This is a genomic window from Marichromatium sp. PS1 (assembly GCF_041155115.1).
Lineage (GTDB): Bacteria > Pseudomonadota > Gammaproteobacteria > Chromatiales > Chromatiaceae > Marichromatium > Marichromatium gracile.
The window spans coordinates 251,815-273,280 of the sequence record NZ_BAAFHB010000002.1 but is presented as its reverse complement, the minus strand read 5'-3'; the positions used below and the strand labels follow the sequence as shown (position 1 = coordinate 273,280).

Annotated in this window: 18 protein-coding genes; 5 read left to right on the top strand and 13 right to left on the bottom strand. The window is 68.7% G+C overall.

The features are described 5' to 3' along the window. Nucleotides 1-13: 13 nt before the first annotated feature. The 3 genes from ACAM26_RS02475 to ACAM26_RS02465 all read right to left on the bottom strand — a co-directional run bounded on the left by ACAM26_RS02475 (nt 14) and on the right by ACAM26_RS02465 (nt 5,141). Nucleotides 14-3,421, bottom strand: a complete 3,408-nt coding sequence (locus ACAM26_RS02475) for an MFS transporter (RefSeq protein ID WP_369613070.1) — start codon at nt 3,419-3,421, stop codon at nt 14-16. Between the two features lie 93 nt (nt 3,422-3,514). Then, nucleotides 3,515-3,928 (bottom strand): DUF1641 domain-containing protein, encoded by a 414-nt coding sequence (locus ACAM26_RS02470; RefSeq protein WP_123138971.1) that lies wholly within the window; start codon nt 3,926-3,928, stop codon nt 3,515-3,517. A 19-nt stretch (nt 3,929-3,947) separates the two neighbouring features. Next, nucleotides 3,948-5,141 (bottom strand): FAD/NAD(P)-binding oxidoreductase, encoded by a 1,194-nt coding sequence (locus tag ACAM26_RS02465; RefSeq protein WP_242465901.1) that lies wholly within the window; start codon nt 5,139-5,141, stop codon nt 3,948-3,950. Between the two features lie 261 nt (nt 5,142-5,402). Here ACAM26_RS02465 and ACAM26_RS02460 point away from each other — a divergent pair, with 261 nt between their 5' ends. Then, complete coding sequence (locus tag ACAM26_RS02460) at nt 5,403-5,813, top strand: winged helix-turn-helix domain-containing protein (RefSeq protein ID WP_369613069.1); 411 nt, start codon at nt 5,403-5,405, stop codon at nt 5,811-5,813. 36 nt (nt 5,814-5,849) lie between these two features. Here ACAM26_RS02460 and ACAM26_RS02455 read toward each other — a convergent pair whose 3' ends face one another. Together ACAM26_RS02455 and ACAM26_RS02450 are read right to left on the bottom strand one after the other, a co-directional pair. After that, nucleotides 5,850-6,698 carry a pirin family protein gene (locus tag ACAM26_RS02455; protein WP_369613068.1) on the bottom strand — a complete coding sequence of 283 codons (849 nt, stop codon included), beginning with the start codon at nt 6,696-6,698 and terminating at the stop codon, nt 5,850-5,852. Between the two features lies 1 nt (nt 6,699). Further along, complete coding sequence (locus ACAM26_RS02450; RefSeq protein ID WP_123138967.1) at nt 6,700-7,314, bottom strand: FMN-dependent NADH-azoreductase; 615 nt, start codon at nt 7,312-7,314, stop codon at nt 6,700-6,702. A 112-nt stretch (nt 7,315-7,426) separates the two neighbouring features. Between ACAM26_RS02450 and ACAM26_RS02445 the strand changes: the two genes are divergently transcribed. Next, nucleotides 7,427-8,326, top strand: a complete 900-nt coding sequence (locus tag ACAM26_RS02445) for a LysR family transcriptional regulator (protein ID WP_369613067.1) — start codon at nt 7,427-7,429, stop codon at nt 8,324-8,326. 35 nt (nt 8,327-8,361) lie between these two features. On the opposite strand, the gene ACAM26_RS02440 is transcribed toward ACAM26_RS02445, so the two are convergent. From ACAM26_RS02440 to ACAM26_RS02405, 8 genes are all read right to left on the bottom strand, one after another. Beyond that, nucleotides 8,362-10,338: a choline BCCT transporter BetT gene (locus ACAM26_RS02440; RefSeq protein ID WP_123138965.1), complete on the bottom strand. Its 1,977-nt coding sequence runs from the start codon at nt 10,336-10,338 to the stop codon at nt 8,362-8,364. A 110-nt stretch (nt 10,339-10,448) separates the two neighbouring features. Further along, nucleotides 10,449-11,894 carry a TrkH family potassium uptake protein gene (locus tag ACAM26_RS02435; RefSeq protein WP_123138964.1) on the bottom strand — a complete coding sequence of 482 codons (1,446 nt, stop codon included), beginning with the start codon at nt 11,892-11,894 and terminating at the stop codon, nt 10,449-10,451. Nucleotides 11,895-11,933: 39 nt separating this feature from the next. Then, entirely contained in the window at nt 11,934-13,049 is a 1,116-nt protein-coding gene (locus ACAM26_RS02430) for a glycosyltransferase (RefSeq protein ID WP_123138963.1), read from the bottom strand. A 129-nt stretch (nt 13,050-13,178) separates the two neighbouring features. Continuing rightward, entirely contained in the window at nt 13,179-14,036 is an 858-nt protein-coding gene (locus tag ACAM26_RS02425; RefSeq protein ID WP_369613066.1) for a glycine betaine ABC transporter substrate-binding protein, read from the bottom strand. Between the two features lie 151 nt (nt 14,037-14,187). Further along, nucleotides 14,188-15,651 carry a hypothetical protein gene (locus ACAM26_RS02420; protein ID WP_123138961.1) on the bottom strand — a complete coding sequence of 488 codons (1,464 nt, stop codon included), beginning with the start codon at nt 15,649-15,651 and terminating at the stop codon, nt 14,188-14,190. Beyond that, on the bottom strand, nt 15,648-16,493 hold the full coding sequence (locus ACAM26_RS02415) for a glycine betaine ABC transporter substrate-binding protein (RefSeq protein WP_369613065.1): 846 nt from the start codon (nt 16,491-16,493) through the stop codon (nt 15,648-15,650). Before ACAM26_RS02415 ends, ACAM26_RS02420 begins: the two co-directional genes overlap by 4 nt. Nucleotides 16,494-16,582: 89 nt before the next feature. Next, complete coding sequence (locus ACAM26_RS02410) at nt 16,583-17,428, bottom strand: proline/glycine betaine ABC transporter permease (protein ID WP_123138959.1); 846 nt, start codon at nt 17,426-17,428, stop codon at nt 16,583-16,585. Beyond that, complete coding sequence (locus ACAM26_RS02405) at nt 17,425-18,651, bottom strand: glycine betaine/L-proline ABC transporter ATP-binding protein (protein ID WP_123143398.1); 1,227 nt, start codon at nt 18,649-18,651, stop codon at nt 17,425-17,427. Before ACAM26_RS02405 ends, ACAM26_RS02410 begins: the two co-directional genes overlap by 4 nt. A gap of 343 nt (nt 18,652-18,994) precedes the next feature. On the opposite strand from ACAM26_RS02405, the gene hslV reads away from it, so the two are divergent. From hslV to ACAM26_RS02390, 3 genes are all read left to right on the top strand, one after another. After that, nucleotides 18,995-19,540, top strand: a complete 546-nt coding sequence (hslV, locus tag ACAM26_RS02400) for an ATP-dependent protease subunit HslV (RefSeq protein ID WP_062271602.1) — start codon at nt 18,995-18,997, stop codon at nt 19,538-19,540. A gap of 144 nt (nt 19,541-19,684) precedes the next feature. Next, the gene (gene hslU, locus ACAM26_RS02395; protein ID WP_123143399.1) at nt 19,685-21,019 is read left to right on the top strand and encodes an ATP-dependent protease ATPase subunit HslU; all 1,335 of its coding nucleotides are present in this window, start codon (nt 19,685-19,687) and stop codon (nt 21,017-21,019) included. Between the two features lie 46 nt (nt 21,020-21,065). Continuing rightward, on the top strand, nt 21,066-21,428 hold the full coding sequence (locus tag ACAM26_RS02390; protein WP_123143400.1) for a gamma-butyrobetaine hydroxylase-like domain-containing protein: 363 nt from the start codon (nt 21,066-21,068) through the stop codon (nt 21,426-21,428). Nucleotides 21,429-21,466: the final 38 nt, after the last annotated feature.

Here is a 21,466-nt window from a genome sequence, read left to right as displayed (position 1 = left end):
TTATAACATGTGTTTATGGCGATTCTTTCGGCGTCTTACAGGTCGCGAGATCGGCCGCCAGCCGACGGCTTGCGCCGTAGTCGACCTTGCCGCTGCCGAGCCTGGGGATGCGCTCGACCTGATGGATCTCGGCGGGCATCTCCAGCGGCGTCATCCCCGCCGTGCGTAGCTGACCGCGCAGTTGGTCGAGTTCGAGCACGGCGCTGACCAGCAGCACGATGCGCTCGCCCTTGCGCGGGTCGGGCAGGGTGGTGGCCACCAGGTCGAGTTCGGGGCAGGCGAGCGCGGCCTTGACCTGCTGCTCGACATGACCGAGCCCGACCATCTCGCCGCCGATCTTGGCGAAGCGCGAGTAGCGCTCGACGATGGTGAGGAAGCCGTCGGCGTCGACCCGGCCCTTGTCGCCGGTGCGGTACCAGCGCATGCCGTCGAGGGTGATCACCGTCGCGGCGGTGCGTTCGGGATCGTCGAGATAGCCCTTCATCACCTGCACCCCACCGATCAGGATCAGCCCCTCCTCGCCGGGGGGCAGGGTGCGCAGGTCCTCGGGGTCGACGATGCGGAAGCTGGTGCCCGGCAACGGCATGCCGACGCTGCCCGGGCGCGAGCCGATCTGCACCTTCCAGGTGGCGGTCTCGAGCGCGTCGGGGACGTTGACGCTGGCCACCGGGGTGGTCTCGGTGGCGCCATAGCCCTCGTAGATCGGCTTGTTGAAGCGCAGCAGGAAGGACTTGCGCACCTCCGGGTCGAGCCGCTCGGCGCCGGCAACCACCACCCGCAGCGACTGCAGCATCAGCGGGTGCACCCGCGGGTGGCGCAGATACAGCCGCAGGAAGCTCGAGGTGCTGCACAGCACGGTGGCGCGATAGCGGGCGATGGCGCGGGCGTTGGCGAGCGCGTCGGTGGGGTCGGGGTGACAGACCACGGGGATGCCCTCGAGCAGCGGCAGGAAGGTGGTGACCGTCAACCCGAAGGCGTGAAAGGGCGGCAGGTTGGCGAGGATCAGGTCGTCGCGCTCGGTGTTGAGCACGTCGGCGATCTGGCGCACGTTGGCGAGGATGTTGCGATGGGTCAGCTCGACCCCCTTGGGCAGGCCCTCGCTGCCGCTGGAAAACAGGATCGCCGCGGTCTCGTCGGCATCGAGCCGGGCGCCGAGCGCGCGCAGCAGCCAGCGCGGCGGCAGCAGCCGGGCGAGGACGATCAGCAGCAGTGGCCGTACCCGACCGATCCGCCCGCGCAGGTCCTCCAGTGCCACCGCCTCGACCCCGTCGAGTGCCGCGTCGAGATCGATGCCACGCTGTGCGAGCCGCGCGCGAAAGCGCTTCGAGGTCAGCACCACGCCGCAGTCGGCGCGCGCGATCGACTGGCGCAGCACCTCGGGCCCGGTGGTGTAGTTGAGGTTGACCACCGTCTTGCCGGCGAGCAGCGCGGCGAGGTTGGCGAGCGCGGCGCCGACGCTCGCCGGCAGCAGGATGCCGACCCGCGGCCCGGGGCAACGGGCGCGGACCTCGAGGGCGAAGGCGAGCGCCGCGCCGGCGAGCCGGGGCTGACCCAGACTGGCGCCCTCGGCATCGGCCAGACAGACCCGCGCCGGGGTGCGCCGATTGGCCTCCAGCCAGGCCTCGGGCAGGCTCGGCAGCTGTTCGACATGGCGCTGCCAGGAGCTCACCGAGAGTTCGAACACCGCCTGCTTGACCTGCTCGGCACTGCTCTCGCGCGTCATCGGGGCGCCGAAGGCGACCACCAGGTCGCGGGTGCGCCCGACCCGGCGGTTGGCCTTGAGCTGGTCGCTGGCGTACGAGAAGCGGCTGCCCCAGAGCCCGCGCAGATAGAAGGGCACGATCACCGCGTCGGTGGCCGCGCTGGCGGCGCGCTCGAAGCCGCGCTTGAAGGCCGAGAGCTGGCCGTTCTTGCTCAGCGTGCCCTCGGGGAACAGACAGACCACCTCGCCGGCCTCGAGCAGCCGGGTCACCCGCGCGGTGGCCTCGCGGCTGGCGCCGCCGGAGATCGGGATCACCCCGAAGAAGTCGAGCAGGTGGCGCAGGTACCAGCGCTCGTAGAGCCCGCGTTCCATGACGAAGCGCACCGGGCGCGGCGCGGCCATCTGCACCACCGCCCAGTCGATCCAGCTGACGTGGTTGCCGAGCAGCAGCACGCCGCCGAGCGGCGGTAGCTGCTCGACCCCGATCACCGCGAGGCGGTAGCGGGTGGCGAGCAGCCGACCGGCGACGAAGCGGGCGAGCGACTGCGGCAGGTGATAGAGGGTGTAGCCGGCGCCGAGCAGGGCGGTCAGCGCCAACACCCCGAGCAGCGCACCCGGGGCGATGCCGAGCGCGAGCGCGGCGGCCACCGCCAGCGTGCCGCCGAGCACCCCGGCGCGCGAGAGCGCCTGAGCACACCCCAGTGCGCTGCCGTGGCGGGTGGTGACATGGAACTGGATCAGCGCCTGCAGCGGCACCAGGAAGAGCGCGCCGGCGAGCCCGAAGGCGGCGAGTGCGAGCACCTGGGCGCCGCCGGAGAGTCCGGGTAGCAGCAGTAGCGAGACGGCGACGCCGATGGCGCCGAAGGAGGCGAGCGCGCTCTCGATATGATCGCGTGAGAGTCGTGCGGCGAGCAGTGCGCCGAGCACGAGCCCGACGAGCCCGGCGGCCAGCGGCCACAGCAGGGGCAGTGGACGCTCGTCGAGCGCGGCGGGGAGACCGAACAGCAGCCCGGCGGCGATCGCCCAGAACAGGGTGAGGCCGATCAGCGAGCGCCAGATCACCGGGTTGGCGCGCAGCGCCCGGACCTCGGCGAGTAGGGCCCCGGCCAGCGGCGGTTCCGGCGCCGGTTCGGGCGCGCGCGCCAGGGCGCGGGTCAGCGCGAGCTGGGCGAGCGCGGCCAGCGCCAGCGGGACGAGCGCGGGGAGCAGTTGGCGCAGCCGTGTCGCCAGGTCCACGCCCGTGGGGGTGAGGAGCAGCAACGACCAGCCGGCGAGCAGCCCCAGCCCGAGCGCGCCGAGCAGCTGGGCATTGGCCACCCCGAGCCGGTGCTTGCCGGTGAGCCCCTGGAGGCGCGCCACCACCGCCGGGGCGAAGAGGGCGAGCTGGGCGCCGAGCAGCAGCGCCGCGAGCCAGGGCGTGCCCGGCCAGCCGCGCCACTGCAGTCCGGCGAGCGTCGCGACCAGCAGCGCCTGGGTCCAGGCGGCCAGCCGCAGCACCGGGGTGGCGCCGCGGCGGTCGATCCGGCCACCGATCGCATGGGCCAGCAGCGCCGAGGGTGCGAGCAGCAGCGCCCACACCAGGGGCTCGGCGAGCGGCGCGGCAGCAGCGGGTGACAGCGCGCGATGCAGCAGCGCCAGCACGCCGCCGGCGACGAGACCGTTGAGTGCGACCAGCGCCTGCAGCTGAGTGGTGGCGGTGGGCTGTGGCGACTGATCCATGGAGCGATCCTCGCGTACCGAGTCGGGTGGGAGGCGGTGACCTTCCACCCGAGTCTAGGCAGGCGGATGCGCTCGCGCCATGGCGCGCGCCGCTCAGTCGTCCTCGGGGATCTCGGCCTCGAGCGCGACCTGGCGACCGACGGCACCGAGCAGCTGGATGACGAAGAACAGCCCGCGCCTGACCTCCGGGTCGTTGAGCTGGCGCGAGAGCTGCCACAGGGTCGGCGGCTCGCTGTCGGCGGCGGTGGCCGAGGCGCTGCGCAGCGCGTTGCCGGCCGACCAGCCGGCCCACACCACCTCCTCGAAGGCCTTGGCGAGCTTCTGGGTGAGCTGGTCGTCGGCCATGTCGATGAAGTCGGAGGTGGCCGAGAGCAGGTCGACGACATTGTGCAGGCGCCGCGTCTGCAGCAGTGGGGCCAGGTGTTCGGCGAGGTCGCGCAGCCCTGCGGCGGTATCGGGGTCGGCGAGCACCGCTGCGGCGTCCTGGGGTTTGGTGGCGGTCAGCATGATCGGGTCCTCCTCTCCACTACACCAGACCGCGTGCCGTGGCCCAGTAGACGCCACGGTTGAAGGTCTTGCGCATCAGCCCGCCGACCTTGGTCGGTGGGGTCGGTTGGACGTCCTGGTCGTAGTCGTACCAGAGCGGCATCCCGGCCTCGAGCCCCATCTGCGCGATCGCCTGGACGCGACCGTCGTAGACCGCCGGGGTGGCGCCCTGGCGCAGGTCGAAGGCGATGTTGTCGATGATCACCGGCGACTGGTTGTGACAGGAGCCGCCGGCCTTGGAGATCGGCAGGTCGACGGTGTCGCCCATGCAGTAGACGTTGGGGTGACCCTTGAGCTGCAGGCTGCGACGGTTGGTCGGCAGCCAGCCCTCGTCCTCGGCGGCTTCGGAGACGCCGGAGTTGATCACCGCGTCGACGGCGCGGATCGGCGGGGTTGACATCAGGATGTCGAAGTCCTCGCTGTCGCCCTCGCTGGAGTGGGCGACGCGGGCATCGGGGTCGACGCGTTCGAGGGTGAAGCCGCGTTTGAAGTGGATGTCGCGGTCGCTGAAGATCTGCGGCAGGACCTCGCAGGTCTGCTTCTGCATGAACAGACAGTTGCGCAACAGTTGCGAGACGCTGGGATAGGTGTAGAGGATCTCGACGCGGTCGCGCACGCCGCGTCGGCGCAGCAGCTCGTCGACCATCAGCGTGGTCTCGATCGGCGCGATCCCGCACTGGTGGGGGACGTCCGGGGTCTTGGGGAAGGTGACGGTGATGAAGATGCGCCCGCGCTCGATGGTGCGCAGCTTCTGCGCCAGACGCCGGGCCGGCTCGAACTGGTAGAAGTGGTCACCGGCCTCGGCCAGCCCCTCGATGCGCTCGGGCGCGGGCAGGCAACCGGTGGAGACGACCAGATAATCGTAGTCGTAGTGGGCGCCGCTGCGGGTGTGCAGACGGCTGGCGGAGAACTCGAAGGCCTCCACCTCGTCGACCACGAAACGCACCTCGGGGCGCAGCAGGGTGGCCTGTTTGCGACGTAATTCGGCCTTGTGGTACATGTCGAAGGCGACATACATGAAGGCCGGCTTGTAGTAGTGCCAGGGTGAGTTGGAGATCAACATCACCTCGACCTGGTTGCGCCGGATCTCGACGCCGAGCTTGGAGACCATGTTGTTGGCGGTCATGGTGCCGCCGATGCCGCCACCGACGATGACGATGCGCTTCTTCATCATCCACCCTCGTCTCGTGTTGCGAACCTGAGTCGGACGGGCCGGAGGCCGGGTGCTCGCCCGGCGCCGCCTCCCGGGCGGTTGCCGATCCCGTGCGCGTCCCGTTCCCGGGCGCGCTTCAGTGCCATGCGGGGCCGCCCGGACGGCTGGTTCGCGAACAGTCGTGGCGGGGCGACTCGGTCCCTCATGGTGTCGCGATCCACGGTACTTGGCCGCTGGGGAAAAGGGAATAACCGAGTTTTCCAATCTGAAAAGGTCCCTGTCATGCCCGTCGATCCGTCCCCTTCCGTCCCCGTCGATCCGGTCGATCAGGTTCGCCGGGCGATCATCGAGTGCCTGAACCGCTTCTATGCCATCGAGAGCGGTATGTGGGGCGATCCGCTCTCGAGCCTGATGATCCGTACCGTGATCCAGGCGCGGCTCGAGGGCCGTCCCCACGACATCTCCTCGTTGAGCACCTGTCTCGACCTGAGCCTCGCCACCGTGCACCGCAAGCTCAAGCGCATCGCCGCCGACGGCTATATCGAGATGCGCCGCGAGGGGCGCTCGATCCGGCTCTATCCGACCGAACGGGTGGAGGTGCTGTTCGACACCCGCTTCGACGAGATGATCGAGACCCTGCGCGCGCTCTACGGGCGTGGCGAGGGGAGGGCGTCGGACTGGGGGCCGCCGTGACCGTGCTGTGTCGACGACGGCGATGACTGAGCGCGCTCAGTCGGTCAGCCGGCCGGCTTCGTAGTCGGCGATCGCCTGGTCGATCTCGGCCTGGGTGTTCATCACGAAGGGGCCGTAGTGGGCGAGCGGCTCGGCGAGCGGTCGGGCGGCGATCAGGAGTGCGCCCGCGCCCTCTGTCCCCGCGGTCAGTCGCAGTCCTTCGGTGTCGTCGAGTTCGGCGAGTTGGTGACGCCTGATGCCGTCGTCGGCGATCGCGACCCTGCCCTGGTGGACATAGAGCAGCCGGCGCCAGCCCGGGGTCGCCGGCGGGTCGAACTCGCCGTTCGGGTCGAGCGCGAGGTCGAGCAGCAGGGGGGCGCACGCCGCCTCGGTGAGCGGGCCGTGCGTCTGCGTGCCGGCGAGTTCCAGGTCGCCGGCGATCACCCGTACCCGACAGCCCGGGGTGGGAGCGAGCCGGGGGATCTGTGCGGCGGGGATGCGCCGGTAGGCGGGGTCGCTGAGCTTGTCGCGCGCCGGCAGGTTGAGCCAGAGCTGCAGCCCGTGTGCCCGACCGTTGCGCAGCACGGGTTGTTCGGCATGGATCACGCCGCGCCCGGCGCGCATCCAGGCGACGTCGCCGGTCTCGACCAGATCGCGGTTGCCGAGATGGTCGGCGTGGGCCATGGCCCCGTCGAGCATCAGCGTCAGGGTCTCGAAGCCTCGATGCGGGTGCTCGGGGAAGCCCGGCGGGGTGTCGTGCCGGTCGGTGATGGCGAAGTCGTCGAGCAGCAGCAGCGGGTCGAGCGCACCCATCCCCTCGCGGGCGAGGACGCGCTGCAGCCTGACCCCGGAACCGTCGGAGGCGCGGCGCGCGTCGATCAGTCGGCGGTGGCCTGGGGGGGCCATCTCAGTGCACCAGCTCTGCGGCCAGAGCCTGTACCTGCTCGGTGGCCCGGGCGATGCTCGCGCGACGGGGCTGGTCACCGAGATTGAGTCCCTCGGCATAGATCAGGCGCACGTCGTCGATGCCGAGGAAGGGCAGCATGCTCGTCAGATAGGCCGCGACCGTGTCCTCGGGGCTGTCGCGGTGGATGCCGCCACGACTGAGCAGGGCCACCGCGCGCTTGCCCTCGAGCAGCCCGACCGGCCCCTGCTCGGTATAGCGGAAGGTCTCGCCGGCGCGGGCGACGTGATCGAACCAGCTCTTGAGCTGCACGGGGATGGCGAAGTTGTACATCGGTGCGCCGATCACCAACAGATCGGCCTCGCGCAGCTCGGCGATCAGTGCGTCGGATCGCGCGACCCTGGCCTGTTGGTCGGCGTCGCGCTGCTCGGCGGGGGTGGCGAAGGCGGAGACGCCGGCGGCGTCGAGCGCGGGCAGTGGTGTGGCGGCGAGGTCGCGATGGGTGATCTCCAGCGCCGGGTGGTGCGCGCGCAGGGCGTCGACGAGGTGTGCGCCGAGGATGGTCGAGACGCCCTGGGCGGCGAACAGGCTACTGTCGAGATGGAGGATCTTGTTCATGGTGTCCGGCTCCGGTCGGTGATGCAGAGAGGCTTTCAGTTCAGGATAGAGCTGGATTTAGTCGTCTTTCATGCGAATATTCGCGCTTTCCCATCAAGAATTTAGATCAGTCATGTCCAAGCCCCCACGCACCTCGCTCGAACACTGGGCCATGCTCCAAGCGGTGATCGATCACGGCGGGTTCGAGGCGGCAGCCGAGGCGCTCGGGCGCAGCCAGTCGGCGATCAGCTATGGCATCAAGCGCCTGCAGGAACGATTGCCGGTGGTGTTGCTCGAGCAGCGCGGTCGGCGCAGCCTGCCGACCGCTGCCGGTGAGCGCTTGCTGCGTCGTTCGCGGGTGCTGCTCGAAGAGGCGCAGCGTCTCGAACGGCTGGCCGCGACCCTCGCCGAGGGCTGGGCGCCCGAGGTGCGGCTCGCGCTCGATGCCGTGGTGACGCCGCAGGCGCTGGTGGTGGAGGCGCTCGCGGCCTTTGCCGGCGAGGCGCCGCAGATCAGGGTGGAGTTGATCGAGTCGGTGCTCTCCGGGGCGAGTGATGCACTGTTGCAGCGTCGGGTCGATCTGGCGATCACCCCGCTGGTGCCGCCGGGGTTTCTCGGCGAGGCGCTGATCGAGGTCGAGTTCGTCGCCGTCGCCCACCCCGAGCACCCGCTGCATCGGTTGGGACGGACGCTGGGGATCGCCGATCTGCGTCAGCACCGTCAGGTGGTGGTGCGCGACAGCGGACAGCAGCAGATCGATCGCGGCTGGCTGGGGGCGGATGCGCGCTGGACCGTCTCGCAGCTGGAGAGCGCGGTCGCGCTCATCCGCCGGGGGCTGGCCTTCGCCTGGATCCCGCGGGCCGCGATCGCCGCGGCGCTGGCGAGCGGCGCGCTGCGCGAACTCGATCTGGTGGAGGGCGGACGCTATCGGGTGACCCTGTATCTGGTGCACGCCGAGCACGATGAGGCGGGACCGGCGGTCGATGCGTTGACCCGGTCGCTGTTCGAGGCCGCCGCACGCGTGGCGGATTAGATCGCCGCCGGCCATGGGGCCGGCGGCGGGACGGGTCAGCGCAGCAGGTGCAGGAAGTGCATGTGCTTGTGGTACTGGCTGATGATGTCGTTGATCACCGCCTCGCGCGACCAGCCCATCACGTCGTAGTCCTGACCGCCCTCGCCGAGGTGGATCTCGGCGCGGTAGTAGCGCTGCTCCTCGGGCGCGTCCTCGGCGGAGAACTCGGGCTGGATGAAGGCCGGCTTGATGTGCGAGCGGCTGCGCACCTCGTAGATGAAGTCGACCTCCTCGCCGAGCATCACGATCAGTCGCACCCGATCACGCTCCTCGTCGAGTTCGACGGCGGTCTCGAGGTCGTGCTTGCGCAGCTCGTTGGCCACCGCCTCGCAGGCGGGCCGGGCGATACGACGCATGAAGCGGCGCACGTTCTCGCGGCTGGGCGCGTCCATGATGGTACCGAGTCGGTCCTGCCAGTCGCCGAGTCGCTCGCTGGGGACGATCGGGGCCACGTTCATCTGCAGGCTGTCGCGCTTGGCCGCGTCCACCCTGAGCGCCTTGAGCAGGCCGAAGGTGGCGATCAGCAGCACCACGGCGAAGGGCAGCGCCGAGGCGATGGTCATGGTCTGCAGTGCGCCGAGTCCGCCGGCGACCAGCAGCACCGCGGCGACCACGCCCTCGCCCGAGGCCCAGTAGATGCGTTGCCACAGCGGGGTGTTGTCGTGACCGTTGGAGCAGAGCATGTCGACCACCATCGAGCCCGAGTCCGAGGAGGTGACGAAGAACACCACCACCATCACCGTGGCCACCACCGAGAGCACGCCCGACATCGGGAACTGCTCGAGGAAGGCGAACAGCGCCAGGGTGACATCGCTCGAGACGGTGTCGCCGAGACTGGTCAGCCCCTCGTTGAGGATCATGTTGATCGCCGAGTTACCGAAGAAGGTCATCCACATCAGGGTGAAGCCGCTGGGGATGAAGAGCACGCCCATGGCGAACTCGCGGATGGTGCGCCCGCGCGAGACACGGGCGATGAACAGCCCGACGAAGGGCGCCCAGGACAGCCACCAGCCCCAGTAGAGGATGGTCCAGCCGCCGATCCAGTCGGTCTTCTCGTAGGCGTAGAGGTTGAAGGTGTTGCGCACGATGTCAGAGGCATAGGAGCCGACGTTCTGCACGAAGGCCTGGAGCAGGAACACCGTGGGGCCGGCGAGCAGCACGAAGGCGAGCAGCAGCACCGCCAGGCCCATGTTGAGCTCGGAGAGCCGACGGATGCCCTTGTCGAGGCCGGTGGTGACCGAGATGATCGCCAGCAGGGTGACGCCGGCGATCAGCAGCACCTGGACACCGACCCCGACCGGGACGCCGAAGAGGTGGTTGAGCCCGGAGTTGACCTGGAGCACGCCGTAGCCGAGCGAGGTGGCCACACCGAACACGGTGCCGACCACCGCGAACACGTCGACGGCATGACCGATGGGACCGTAGATCCGATCGCCGATCATCGGGTAGAGCGCCGAGCGCAGGGTCAGCGGCAGGCCGTGACGATAGCTGAAGAAGGCCAGGATCAGCGCCACGATGGCATAGATCGCCCAGGCGTGCAGACCCCAGTGGAAGAAGGTGATCTTCATCGCCTCGCGCGCGGCGGCGACGGTGGCGCCGTCGCCGACCGGCGGCGAGAGAAAGTGCATCACCGGCTCGGCCACGCCGAAGAACATCAGCCCGATGCCCATGCCGGCGGAGAACAGCATCGCGAACCAGGTGGTGTAGGAATAGTCCGGGCTGGAGTGATCCGGTCCGAGCTTGATCTCGCCGTAGCGCGACAGTCCCAGGAAGGCGACGGTGATCAGGATCACCGCTACCGTCAATACGTAGAACCAGCTGGCGTTGTCGACGATGCCCTGCTGGAGGTGCTGCAGCCAGGCGTCGGCGGTCTCAGGAAAGGCCGCTGCGATCACCACCATCAGGATGATCAGGGCGGAGGCGGTATAGAAGACTGGAGGGTTGAGTCGGGCTTTTTCTGGAGTGGATTGCATTCATTACCCTTTGGGGTCTTCGGTTTGCAGTCCGATAAGAGTAAATGCAATCGCGTCTGACGGGCAGTCTGGAGCACGTTTCGTGGTGTTTTGGTGGTCTTGCGCGTCGTTCAGCGTCGCCAGAAGGCGGGCGAGAGGATCACCAGGATGGTGAGGACTTCCAGTCGGCCCAGCAGCATCGCGACGACGGCGATCAGCTTGCCGAGATCGCTGACCGTGGCGAAGCTGGTGGCGACCTCGCCGAGTCCGGGACCGAGGTTGTTGATGCTGGTGGCCACCGCGCTGAAGGCATCGAGCGGAGCGAGCCCGGCATGGATCATCAGCAGGGTGAGCAGGGCGAAGGTGGTGAGATAGAGGGCGAAGAATCCCCACACGGACCGTGCCAGTCGCGAGTCGACGGTGCGCCCGCCGAGACGCAGCGGCAGCAAGGCGCGGGGGTGGATCTGCTGGCGGATCTCCAGCAGCCCCTGCTTGACCATCAGCAGCACGCGCAACACCTTGATGCCGCCGGCGGTGGAGCCGCCGCAGCCACCGATGAAGCTGATATAGATCAGCAGGATCGGCAGGAAATCCGGCCAGTGGGCGAAGTCGACGGTGCCGAAGCCGGTGCTGGTGACCACCGAGACGACCTCGAACAGCGCATCGCGCAGGCTCTCGTCGAGTCCCTCGTAACCGCCCTCGAGGCGGAGCACCACACCGATCAAGAGTACACAGCCGAACACCAGCGCGAGGAAGGCGCGGGTCTCGGCATCACGCAGATAGCGCATCGGCTCGCGGCTGCTCCAGGCCGCGTAATGCACCGCGAAGTTGATCGCCGCGAGCAGCATGAAACAGACCGCCACCGTCTCCACCGCCGCGCTGGCGAAATAGCCGATGCTGGCGTCATGGGTCGAGAAACCGCCGGTCGAGAGCGTCGAGAGGCTGTGGCAGAGGGCGTCGAAGGGCGTCATTCCGGCCAGCCAGTAGGCCAGGGCGCAGGCCAGGGTGAGTCCGAGATAGAGCGTCCACAGGGTGCGCGCGGTCTGGGTCAGGCGCGGGGTGAGCTTCTCCTCCTTGAGCGGTCCCGGGGCCTCGGCGCGATAGAGCTGCATGCCGCCGATGCCGAGCAGCGGCATCACCGCCAGCCCGAGCACGATCAGTCCCATGCCGCCGAACCATTGCAACTGCTGACGATAGAAGAGCAGCGCGCGGGGCAGGGTGTCGAGCCCGCTGATCACCGTCGCGCCGGTGGTGGTGACCCCGGAGGTGGACTCGAACAGGGCGTCGACCGGTGCCAGCCCGAAGCCCTGGTGCAACGGCCAGGCGCCGAGCAGGCTGAGCAGGATCCAGAACAGCGCCACCACCAGATAGCCGTCGGCGACGCCGAGGGTGCGCGCCTGGTGGCGCCCACCGAGCCAGAGCAGGGCGCCGAGCCCGATCGAGCCGAGCATCGGCCAGAGGAAGTGGCGCCACTGCGGCTCGCCGTACCACAGCCCCACCGCGATCGGGGCGAGCAGGGTGAGACCGAACAGCAGCGCGTAGACCCCGACGATGGCACCGATCAGTGGCAGTCGCATGGGCGTGGTCTCCGCTGGTTTGGCCGCGTGTGCCCCGGCTCAGCCGGCGAGCCCGAGCACCTCGAGATAGTGTGCGGCACTGCGCTCCTGACGATAGGCCGCGACCGCCCGGCGCAGGGTCGCCGGCGGCAGCGGCGCGTCCAGGGTCGCGGTCATGGCGCGTGCCAGCGCCTGGTCGTCGCCGACCGCGACCAGCGGGCCGTAGCGACCGCCATCGAGCAGTTCGCGCGGACCGCTCGGGCAGTCGGTGGCCACCGACGGCACGCCGAGCGCGAGCGCCTCGGTGAGCACGTTGGGCGAGCCCTCCCAGGCCGAGGAGAGCACGAACTGCCGGGCGCGGGCGATGAAGGCGTAGGGATTGTGCTGGAAGCCGGGCAGGGCGACCGCCGCGCCGATCCCCAGTTCGCGGGCGAGGCGCTCGAGTCGTGCCCGGCCACCGCCCTCGCCGAGGATCATCAGCCGGCACTCGGGCCGTTCGGCATGAACTCTGGCGAAGGCGCGCAACAGGGTCGGGAAGTCCTTCTGGCGCTGTAGCCGCCCGGCGCCGAGGATCACCGGGGGGGCGGCGTCGGCGAGCCAGGGATGGGGGCAGGGCGCGGCGGCCTGCTCGGCCAGCTCCGGGGTGATCACCGGGTTGCGGATCACGCCGATGCGCGCCGGCTCGAGCCGGGCGATCCGCGCGGTGTCGGCCGCCACCCCCTCGGAGACGGCGACGATGCCGTCGAGCCGGGGATAGAGGACGCGGATCGGGGCATAGCGCAGCCAGCGCGCGAGCGCGCCGCGCTCGGCCATGGCGGTCGAGAGATGGGTGCCGAGCCGCAGCACCAGCCGGGTGTCGGTGCCGGCGAGGGCGCGGGCGATCACCGCCGCACGCCCGGCGCGGTCCTTGGCCGCGAGCAGGGCCGCGGGACGGCGGCGGCGCAGATAGCGCGCCAGCGCCGGGATGGCCAGCTGGGTGTGATCGACGCCGAGGCGGATCTGTCGGACCTCGGGCGGGAGACGTTCCAGGTGCGGACCCTCGGCACGCACCAGCAGCAGCTCGACCGGCTGACCGAGATCGACGAGACCACGGATCAGGTTGACCAGCATGCGCTCGACCCCGCCGCTCCCGGAGAAGGAGGCGAATACGGCGAGCACGGGCTTGGGGTGGGGCATGGCGCGAGATCCTGGGCTGGGGATGGGGCGGAGGTCTCGCGCGAGACGGGTCCGCCGTCCGGGGCCGGACGCCCCGGACGGCGATCATGATACCCGAGCCGGTGAGCGGCTCGGGTCGGTCGGCGTGGCTCAGGGCAGCCAGGCCTCGACCACCTCGGGGTAGGTCTCGACCCAGCGGCGGGCGTTCTCGTAGGGGTCGGCGCGCTTCTCCTCGTTCCACGCCATCAGCTCGCCCATCTGCTCCGGGGTCCAGTGGAAGTTGTCGAGCACCGCATAGGCCTCGGGCAGGTCCTCGGCCAGTCCCTTGCGCACCACGGTGTGGATGCGCTCGACGCCGCCGTAGATGTTCTCGGGGTCGGCGAGATACTTCAGCTCATGGGTCGAGAAGATCCAGTGCGGGGTCCAGCCGGTGACCACCACCCAGTCGCCGTCCTCGATGGCGTCACCGAGCACCGCGGTCATGATCGGGCCGGAGCTCTCCACCAGCTTCATGTCCTCGAGCCCGTAGGTCGCCATCATCTGCTCGGTGCGGCGCATGATGCCGGTGCCCGGCTCGATGCCGATGATCTTGTTGTCGAAGCGCTCGGCGCTGTCCTTGAGCTCGGCGATGGTGTCGATCTCGACATAGCTCGGTACCACCAGGCCCACCTGGGTGCCGATGAGGTTGGGACCGAGGTCGTCGATGCGATCGCGCACATTGTCGTAATAGTTCTGTTGGGTGGTCGGCAGCCAGGCGGCGACCATGCCGTCGACATCGCCATCGGCGATCGCCTGCCACATGGCGCCGACCGCGACCGAGCGGATGGTGACGTCATAGCCGAGGTCCTCGAGCACCACCTTGATCAGGTTGGTGCTGGCGATCTCGGTGGTCCACTCGCCGTAGACCAGTTCGATCTTGCCCTTGGAGCCGGCGAAGGCGCCGCTGGAGAGCAGCGCGCAGAGACCGAACAGGACGAGGCTGGGGAGGGTGAGGCGGGGTTTATCCATACTGCGAATCAATCCTTCAGGTTGAACGACGCGCCGTCACCGCACGCGCGGGACGCGTTGCGCGGAGCCGGGGGCGTGGGGGAGGGAATGCGAAGCGGGGGAGTTGCAAGCGGGTTGTCGGACGGGCGTCGCGCGCCCGTCCGGGTCGGCATCAGAAGTAGTAGCCCAGGTTCAGGGTGAACCGGTAGTTCCACTCGTCGTTGCCGTTGGCGCCGAAGTCGCCGACGCCGTAGATGCTGCCGTAGTTGTCCTGCAGCCCGTTGCCGGCGTCGTTGCCGACGAAGTAGTTGCCGTTGGAGTAGGCCAGGTCGCTGTAGATGTACCAGCCGCCGCTGGCCCAGGCGGCACCGACGGTGATCAGGTCGCTGTTGTTGAACTCACCCTCGTCCTTGATGATCGAGCTGTACTCGACATAGGGCAGCACATAGTCGAGCCAGGGCAGGTTCGGGGTCTCGTGCTTGTAGCTCAGCGACACCGCCGGGACCCACGCCTTGCTGGCCACCGGCCAGGCGAAGTCGAAGGCACCCATCGGGATCAGGGTGTCGGTCCCCCAGGGGTTGTCGGCGTCGATGTCGTACTCGTAACGGGTCAGCTGGGTGGCCAGGGTCCAGTTGCGGTAACGATTGACCATGTGCGCCGAGGCCGCCCAATGGCTGCCGTCGTCGGCGCGCTGGCCCTTGAGCTGGCCGTACTGCAGCGATACGCCGAGGTCGGTGGGGATGGCGGCGTCGGTGAGGTGGTAGATGGCGCGCAGGTTGAACTGGTGGCGCTCCTCGTAGCCGTTGTTGGCGCCGCCGTAGGTGACGTTGCCGTTCTCGTCGACCGACTCGGTCCAGCGCACCGGGTCGTAGCTGTAGCGGGCGCTGTCGAGGCTGCGACCGAAGTAGTTCCCCTCGCTGGCGGCGTAGTAGCCGACATCGATCGTCCAGTTGTCGATGTCGGTGGTGTACTTCACGCCCAGATCCATGTCGTCGGCGAGTCCGACATAGTAGTGCATGTCGAACATGTAGCTCTGCGACACGCCGAAGGGGCCGGGACCGAAGGGCACCCGGTTGACGCCGACCTTGAGCTCGCTGTCGTCGGCGAAGCGGTAGCCGAGCCAACCGGTATGGAGGAAGTTGTAACTCTCCCGGGTGCCGGCCGGATACCAGCGGTACTGGAACTCGCCGATGAAGTTGTTGTAGTCGAGCGAGAGCTCGAGGCGGAAGGTGTCGAACTCGACGTTGCCGCCGTTGCCGCCACGGTTGGGGGCGTTGTCGAGGCCCTCGTAGCTGCCGAGGACGTAGTTGGCGCGCAGCGCGCCGCCGACGGTGACCGGGCCGAGCTTGATGCTGCGGTCGGCCGGCTCGGGTGCTGCGGTGGCGAGACGCTGCTCGGCCTCCGCCGCCTGCTGCTCGGCGGCGACGGTCTCGGAGCGGGCGGCGGCCAGCTCGCGCTGGGCCGCGGCGAGTTGGCGCTGCAGCTCGGCGATACGGCCTTCGAGGGCTGCGGCATCGGTGGTCGCGGCCGTCGCCGGCAGGGCGCTCAGCGCCCCGCCGAGGGCGAGCAGCGCGAGCGAGGCTCGCGCGCCCGGCTGGGGCAGGTGGTTGCTGTTATTGGTCTTTTTCTTGATCACGGTTTCCAGCTCTCAACAGTCTCTGCGTTCTCTTCGACCCAGCGGCGGGCGTTCTTGTAAGGATCGGCGCGCTTTTCCTGGTTCCACACCATCAGCTCGGCCATCTGTTCCGGGGCCCAGTGGAAGTTGTCGAGCACGGCGTAGACCTCGGGCATGTCTTCCTTGAGCCCCTTGCGCACGATGGTGTGGATCTCTTCCTCACCGCCGTAGATGCCCTCGGGGTCCTCGAGGTACTTCAGGTCGTACTGGGCGAACATCCAGTGCGGGGTCCAGCCGGTGATGACGACCCATTCGTTGTCGTCGATGGCGTCGCCGAGGACGGCGGTCATGATCGGGCCGGTGCCCTCGACCAGGGTGATGTCCTCGAGCTCATAGCGCTCGATCGCCAGCTCGGTCTTGCTCATGATACCGGCGCCGGGGTCGATGCCGATGATCTTGTTGTCGAAGCGCTCGGCGGCGTCGTCGAGTTCGGCGATCGAGTCGATCTCGACATAGCTCGGCACCACCAGGCCGATGCGGGTGCCCTCGAGGTTGGGGCCGAGGTCCTCGACGTCGTCGGTGACCTTCTCGAGATAGTGCATGTGGGTGGTGGGCAACCAAGCTGCGACCAGCCCGTCGACGTCGCCGGTTCCCACCGCCTGCCACATGGCGGCGGCCGAGACCGGGGTGATCTTGACGTCATAGCCCAGGTCCTCGAGCACCACCTTGACGACATTGGTGCTGGCGATCTCGGTCGACCATTCGACGTAGGCGAGTTCGACCTCGCCCTTGTCGGCGGCCAGTGCCGGGGTGACGAGCGCACTCAATGCCGTGGCGGCAGCGGTCAGGGTGAATCGGTTCATGGTACGGACTCCTCTGGTTTTGGTGGATGGCACATCATCGATGTGTCGTGGCGCCCCGTCCCTGGGGCACCGGTCGGCATGCGCCGCAATCAGCCCGAGGTCTGGCGGTTGTCGCGGGTGATGCCCTGGGTGATGCGGTCGAGCACCATCGCCAGGATCACCACCGCGAGCCCGGCCTCGAAGCCCATGCCCGCCTCGTTGCGCTGGATCGCGCGCCAGACCTCGCCGCCGAGGCCCTGGGCGCCGATCATGGCGGCGATCACCACCATCGAGAGGGCGAGCATGATGGTCTGGTTGATGCCGGCCATGATGGTCGGGATCGCCAGCGGCAGCTGGACCTTGCGCAGCTTCTGCCAGCGCGTCGAGCCGAAGGCGTCGGCCGCCTCGACCAGGTCGGAGGGCACCTGACGGATACCGAGGGTGGTGAGACGGATCGCCGGTGGCATGGCGAAGATCACGGTGGAGAACACCGCCGCCACCGGACCCAGGCCGAAGAAGGGGATGGCCGGGATCAGATAGACGAAGGCGGGCATCGTCTGCATGAGATCGAGGATCGGGAAGATGATCCGGTAGCCTGTCTGCGAGAGCGCGGCGAGGATGCCGAGCGGGGCGCCGATCAGCACCGCGATCAGGGTGGCGATGATGACCAGCACCAGGGTCTGCAGGGTCGGCTCCCACAGCCCCAGGTTCCACAGGAGCAGGAAGCCGGCGAGGGTGCCGATGGCGGTCTTGACCCCGGCGAGGCGCCAGCTCAATGCCGCGAACAACAGGATGGTGAGCCATGGCGGCAGCCACATCAGGCCGTCGACGGCGCCCTCGATGCCGGTCTCCATGACATCGGAGACGACCTTGGTGGCGGTGGCGAACTGATCGGTGAGGGCGTCGAGACCGTCGTCGATCCAGTCCGAGAGGGGAAGGCGTGGGATCTCGATCATGCGGCCTCCTCGGTGCTGTCTTCGCTGCTGCTGTGCTCGGCCAGGCCCTGGAGCAGCGAGGCGCGGACCACCTGACCCTTGAGTTTGCCCTCGTCGTCGACCACCGGGGCCGGCATCGGGCTCTGCGCGAGCGGCGCGAAGAGGTCGCGCACCGGGGTGTCCGGCGAGACCGGGTCGGCGCACGCCTCGAGGATCTCCTGGATGCTGCGTTCGCCGCGCTGCACCGCCGCCAACGCGGCCTCGTCGCGCACCATGCCCTGGAGCTTGAAGTCACCGCTGACCACGAACAGCGCGCTGAGGTTCTGCTCGTCCATCTTGCGCAGTACGGTGCGCGGCCCGTCGGTGAGGAAGGCGACGTTGCGCACCCGGTGCATCACCGCGCTGGCGGTCAGCACCTTGGTCTTGTCGACCTCGGCGACGAAGCGCTCGACATAAGCGGTGGCCGGGTCGGAGAGGATCTCCTCGCCGGTGCCGACCTGCTCGATGCGCGCGTCCTTCATCAGCACGATGCGGTTGCCGAGATAGAGCGCCTCGTCGAGGTCGTGGGTGATGAAGACGATGGTCTTCTGCAGCCGGTTCTGCAGCGCCAGCAGCTCCTGCTGCATGTCGCGACGGATCAGCGGATCGAGCGCGGAGAAGGCCTCGTCCATCAACAGCACATCAGGGTCGACCGCGAGTGCGCGGGCCAGTCCGACGCGCTGCTGCATGCCGCCGGAGAGCTGATCGGGACGGGCGTCCTCCCAGCCCTCGAGTCCGACCTGGCGCAGCGCGGTGATCGCCTTCTCGGCGCGCACCTCGGGCGCCACGCCCTGGATCTCGAGACCGTATTCGACGTTCTCGCGGATGGTGCGGTGGGGGAACAGGGCGAAGTGCTGGAAGACCATGCCGAACTTGCGCCGACGGGTCTCGAGCAGCTGGTGGTGATCGAGTCCGACGATGTCCTCGCCGTCGATCAGGATCTCGCCCCGGGTCGGTTCGTTGAGCCGGTTGAGACAGCGGATCAGGCTCGACTTGCCGCTGCCCGAGAGTCCCATGACGACCAGGATCTCGCCCTCGTAGACATCGAAGCTGGCATCGGCGACGCCGACCGTTTGCCCGGTCTTCTCGAGGATGGTCTTTTTGTCGGCGCCCTGGGCGAGCAGCTCCAGGGCCTTCTCCGGCTCGTCGCCGAAGATCTTGGTGAGACCGCGCACGGCGATCTTGATGGATTGTTCTGCGGGCATGGCCCCGATGGTCCTTGACGGATAGATTGATGTGTGAGCGCCCGAGGGCCACTCACGGCTTTTGATCGCGGCATGGTGTCGCGCGTACCCCGACCGACCGGGGTGCTTGTGGCACCGTCTCCGGCGGGCGTCGGGGCGATGGTTGGTAGCGTGCCGGGGGTTTCCGGCCGACAGACATTTTCTAACCCTAACAGACTGTTGCGTGTACGCGCAACCATGATGGGCTGGTGGCCGGGGCGGTTTCAGGCTGGTTTTCGGACCCGCTGTGTGTGCCGCGCGCGCGGATCGGCAGCGCTCGGCTGGTGACGTAGAATGAGGGCTTTAAACGAGCGGAAGGATGGCTATGACGAGCTTTCGCGGTACAACGATCCTCTCCGTGCGGCGCGGCGGCAAGGTCGTGGTCGGCGGTGACGGGCAGGTTTCACTGGGCAACACGGTGATGAAGGGCAACGCGCGCAAGGTGCGGCGGCTCTATCATGGCCGGGTGCTGGCCGGTTTCGCCGGCGCCACCGCCGACGCCTTCACCCTGTTCGAGCGCTTCGAGGCCAAGCTGGAGAAGCACCAGGGCCACCTCACCCGCGCCGCGGTGGAGATGGCCAAGGACTGGCGCACCGATCGCATGCTGCGCCGTCTCGAGGCGTTGCTCTGTATCGCCGACGCCGAGACCTCGCTGATGATCTCGGGGACCGGCGACGTGATGGAGCCGGAGCACGACCTGATGGCGATCGGTTCGGGCGGGGCCTTCGCCCAGGCCGCAGCGCGCGCGCTGCTCGAGAACACCGAGCTCGATGCCCGCGAGATCGTCGAACGGGCCTTGAGTATCGCCGCCGATATTTGCATCTATACCAATCACAATCTGGTGCTCGAGGAACTCGACGCCCAGGCGTGAGTGTCCCGGCGCCCTGGCGCAACCTGCCCGGGGAGCGGAGAATGGCCGCTCGACCGGGCGCGGGAGGTCTCCGCGGCCCCCGTCCCCTTCGCGCTCACCCGCCGTGCCGTCTCGCGGAGGCGGCCCACCCGATGGACAGGCTCAATGTCGGAAATCACCCCACAACGCATCGTCGCCGAGCTCGACAAGCATATCGTCGGTCAGCACGAGGCCAAGCGCGCCGTGGCCATCGCGCTGCGCAACCGCTGGCGTCGCTCCTGCATCGAGGAGCCGCTGCGCTCGGAGATCACCCCCAAGAACATCCTGATGATCGGTCCCACCGGCGTCGGCAAGACCGAGATCGCGCGTCGGCTGGCGCGTCTGGCCAATGCGCCCTTCCTCAAGGTGGAGGCCACCAAGTTCACCGAGGTCGGCTACGTCGGGCGTGATGTCGAGTCGATCGTGCGCGATCTGGTCGATATCAGCATGAAGATGGCGCGCGAGCAGGAGATGGCCAAGCTCGCCGACCAGGCCGCCGCCGCGGCCGAGGAGCGCATCCTCGATGCGCTGCTGCCGCCGCCCTCGGGCTTCGAGCAGGACAGTCGCGCCAGCGCGCCGAGCTCGGCCACCCGCGAGAAGCTGCGCGCCAAGCTCCAGGCAGGCGAACTCGACGGGCGCGAGATCGACATCCAGGTCTCCGCCACCCCGCACGGGGTCGACATCATGGCCCCGCCGGGGATGGAGGAGATGACCAACCAGCTCCAGGGGCTGTTCCAGAACCTCGGTCAGGGGCACCAGCAGCGGCGCAAGCTGCGTATCGGTGAGGCGCGCAAGCTGCTCGAGGAGGAAGAAGCGGCCAAGCGGGTCAACGACGAGGATCTCAAGCTGCGCGCCATCGACAATGCCGAGCAGCACGGCATCGTCTTCATCGACGAGCTCGACAAGGTCACCCGCCGGGGCGAGGGCGCGAGCAGCGCCGACGTCTCGCGCGAGGGCGTGCAGCGCGATCTGCTGCCCCTGGTCGAGGGCAGCACGGTGTCGACCAAGTACGGCGCGGTGCGCACCGATCACATCCTCTTCATCGCCTCGGGGGCCTTCCATCTCGCCAAGCCCTCCGACCTGATCCCCGAGCTGCAGGGTCGGCTGCCGATCCGCGTCGAGCTCAAGGCGCTCGACAGCGACGACTTCGTGCGCATCCTCACCGAGCCCGACGCCTCGCTCACCGGCCAGTATCGCGCCCTGCTCGCCACCGAGGGGGTGAACCTGGAGTTCACCGAGGACGGTATCCGCCGTATCGCCGAGATCGCCTGGCAGGTCAACGAGCGCACCGAGAACATCGGCGCGCGGCGCCTGCACACGGTGCTCGAACGGCTGCTCGAGGACATCTCCTTCAACGCCTCCGAGCTCGACCGCGTCACCGTCACCGTCAACGCCGCCTATGTCGACGACAACCTGTCGGGGCTGGCCGAGGACGAGGATCTCTCGCGCTACATCCTGTGATCGATCGCGTCGGGCGCCCGGCGCGCCCGACCCTGGAGGCCCAGCCATGCCCGTACCCACCGAACTCAATCTCCATCGTCAGTCGCGCGTGCTCGAGGTGAGCTTCGACGACGGCGCGCGCTTCGCGCTGCCCTGCGAGTATCTGCGCGTCTACTCGCCCTCGGCCGAGGTGCAGGGGCACAGCCCCGAGGAGCGCATCCTCGTCGTCGGCAAGGAGGAGGTCGGCATCGACCGCATCGAGCCGGTCGGCAACTATGCCGTCTGTCTGCACTTCGACGACGAGCACAACACCGGGATCTACTCCTGGGACTATCTCTACCAGCTCGGTGCCGAGCAGGCCGAGCGTTGGCAGACCTATCTCGACGAACTCGCCCAGTCCGGACATGTCCACAAGGATCGTTCGAACTGACTGATATGACGGCCACGCGCCGGCGGTCCCCGGGCCGC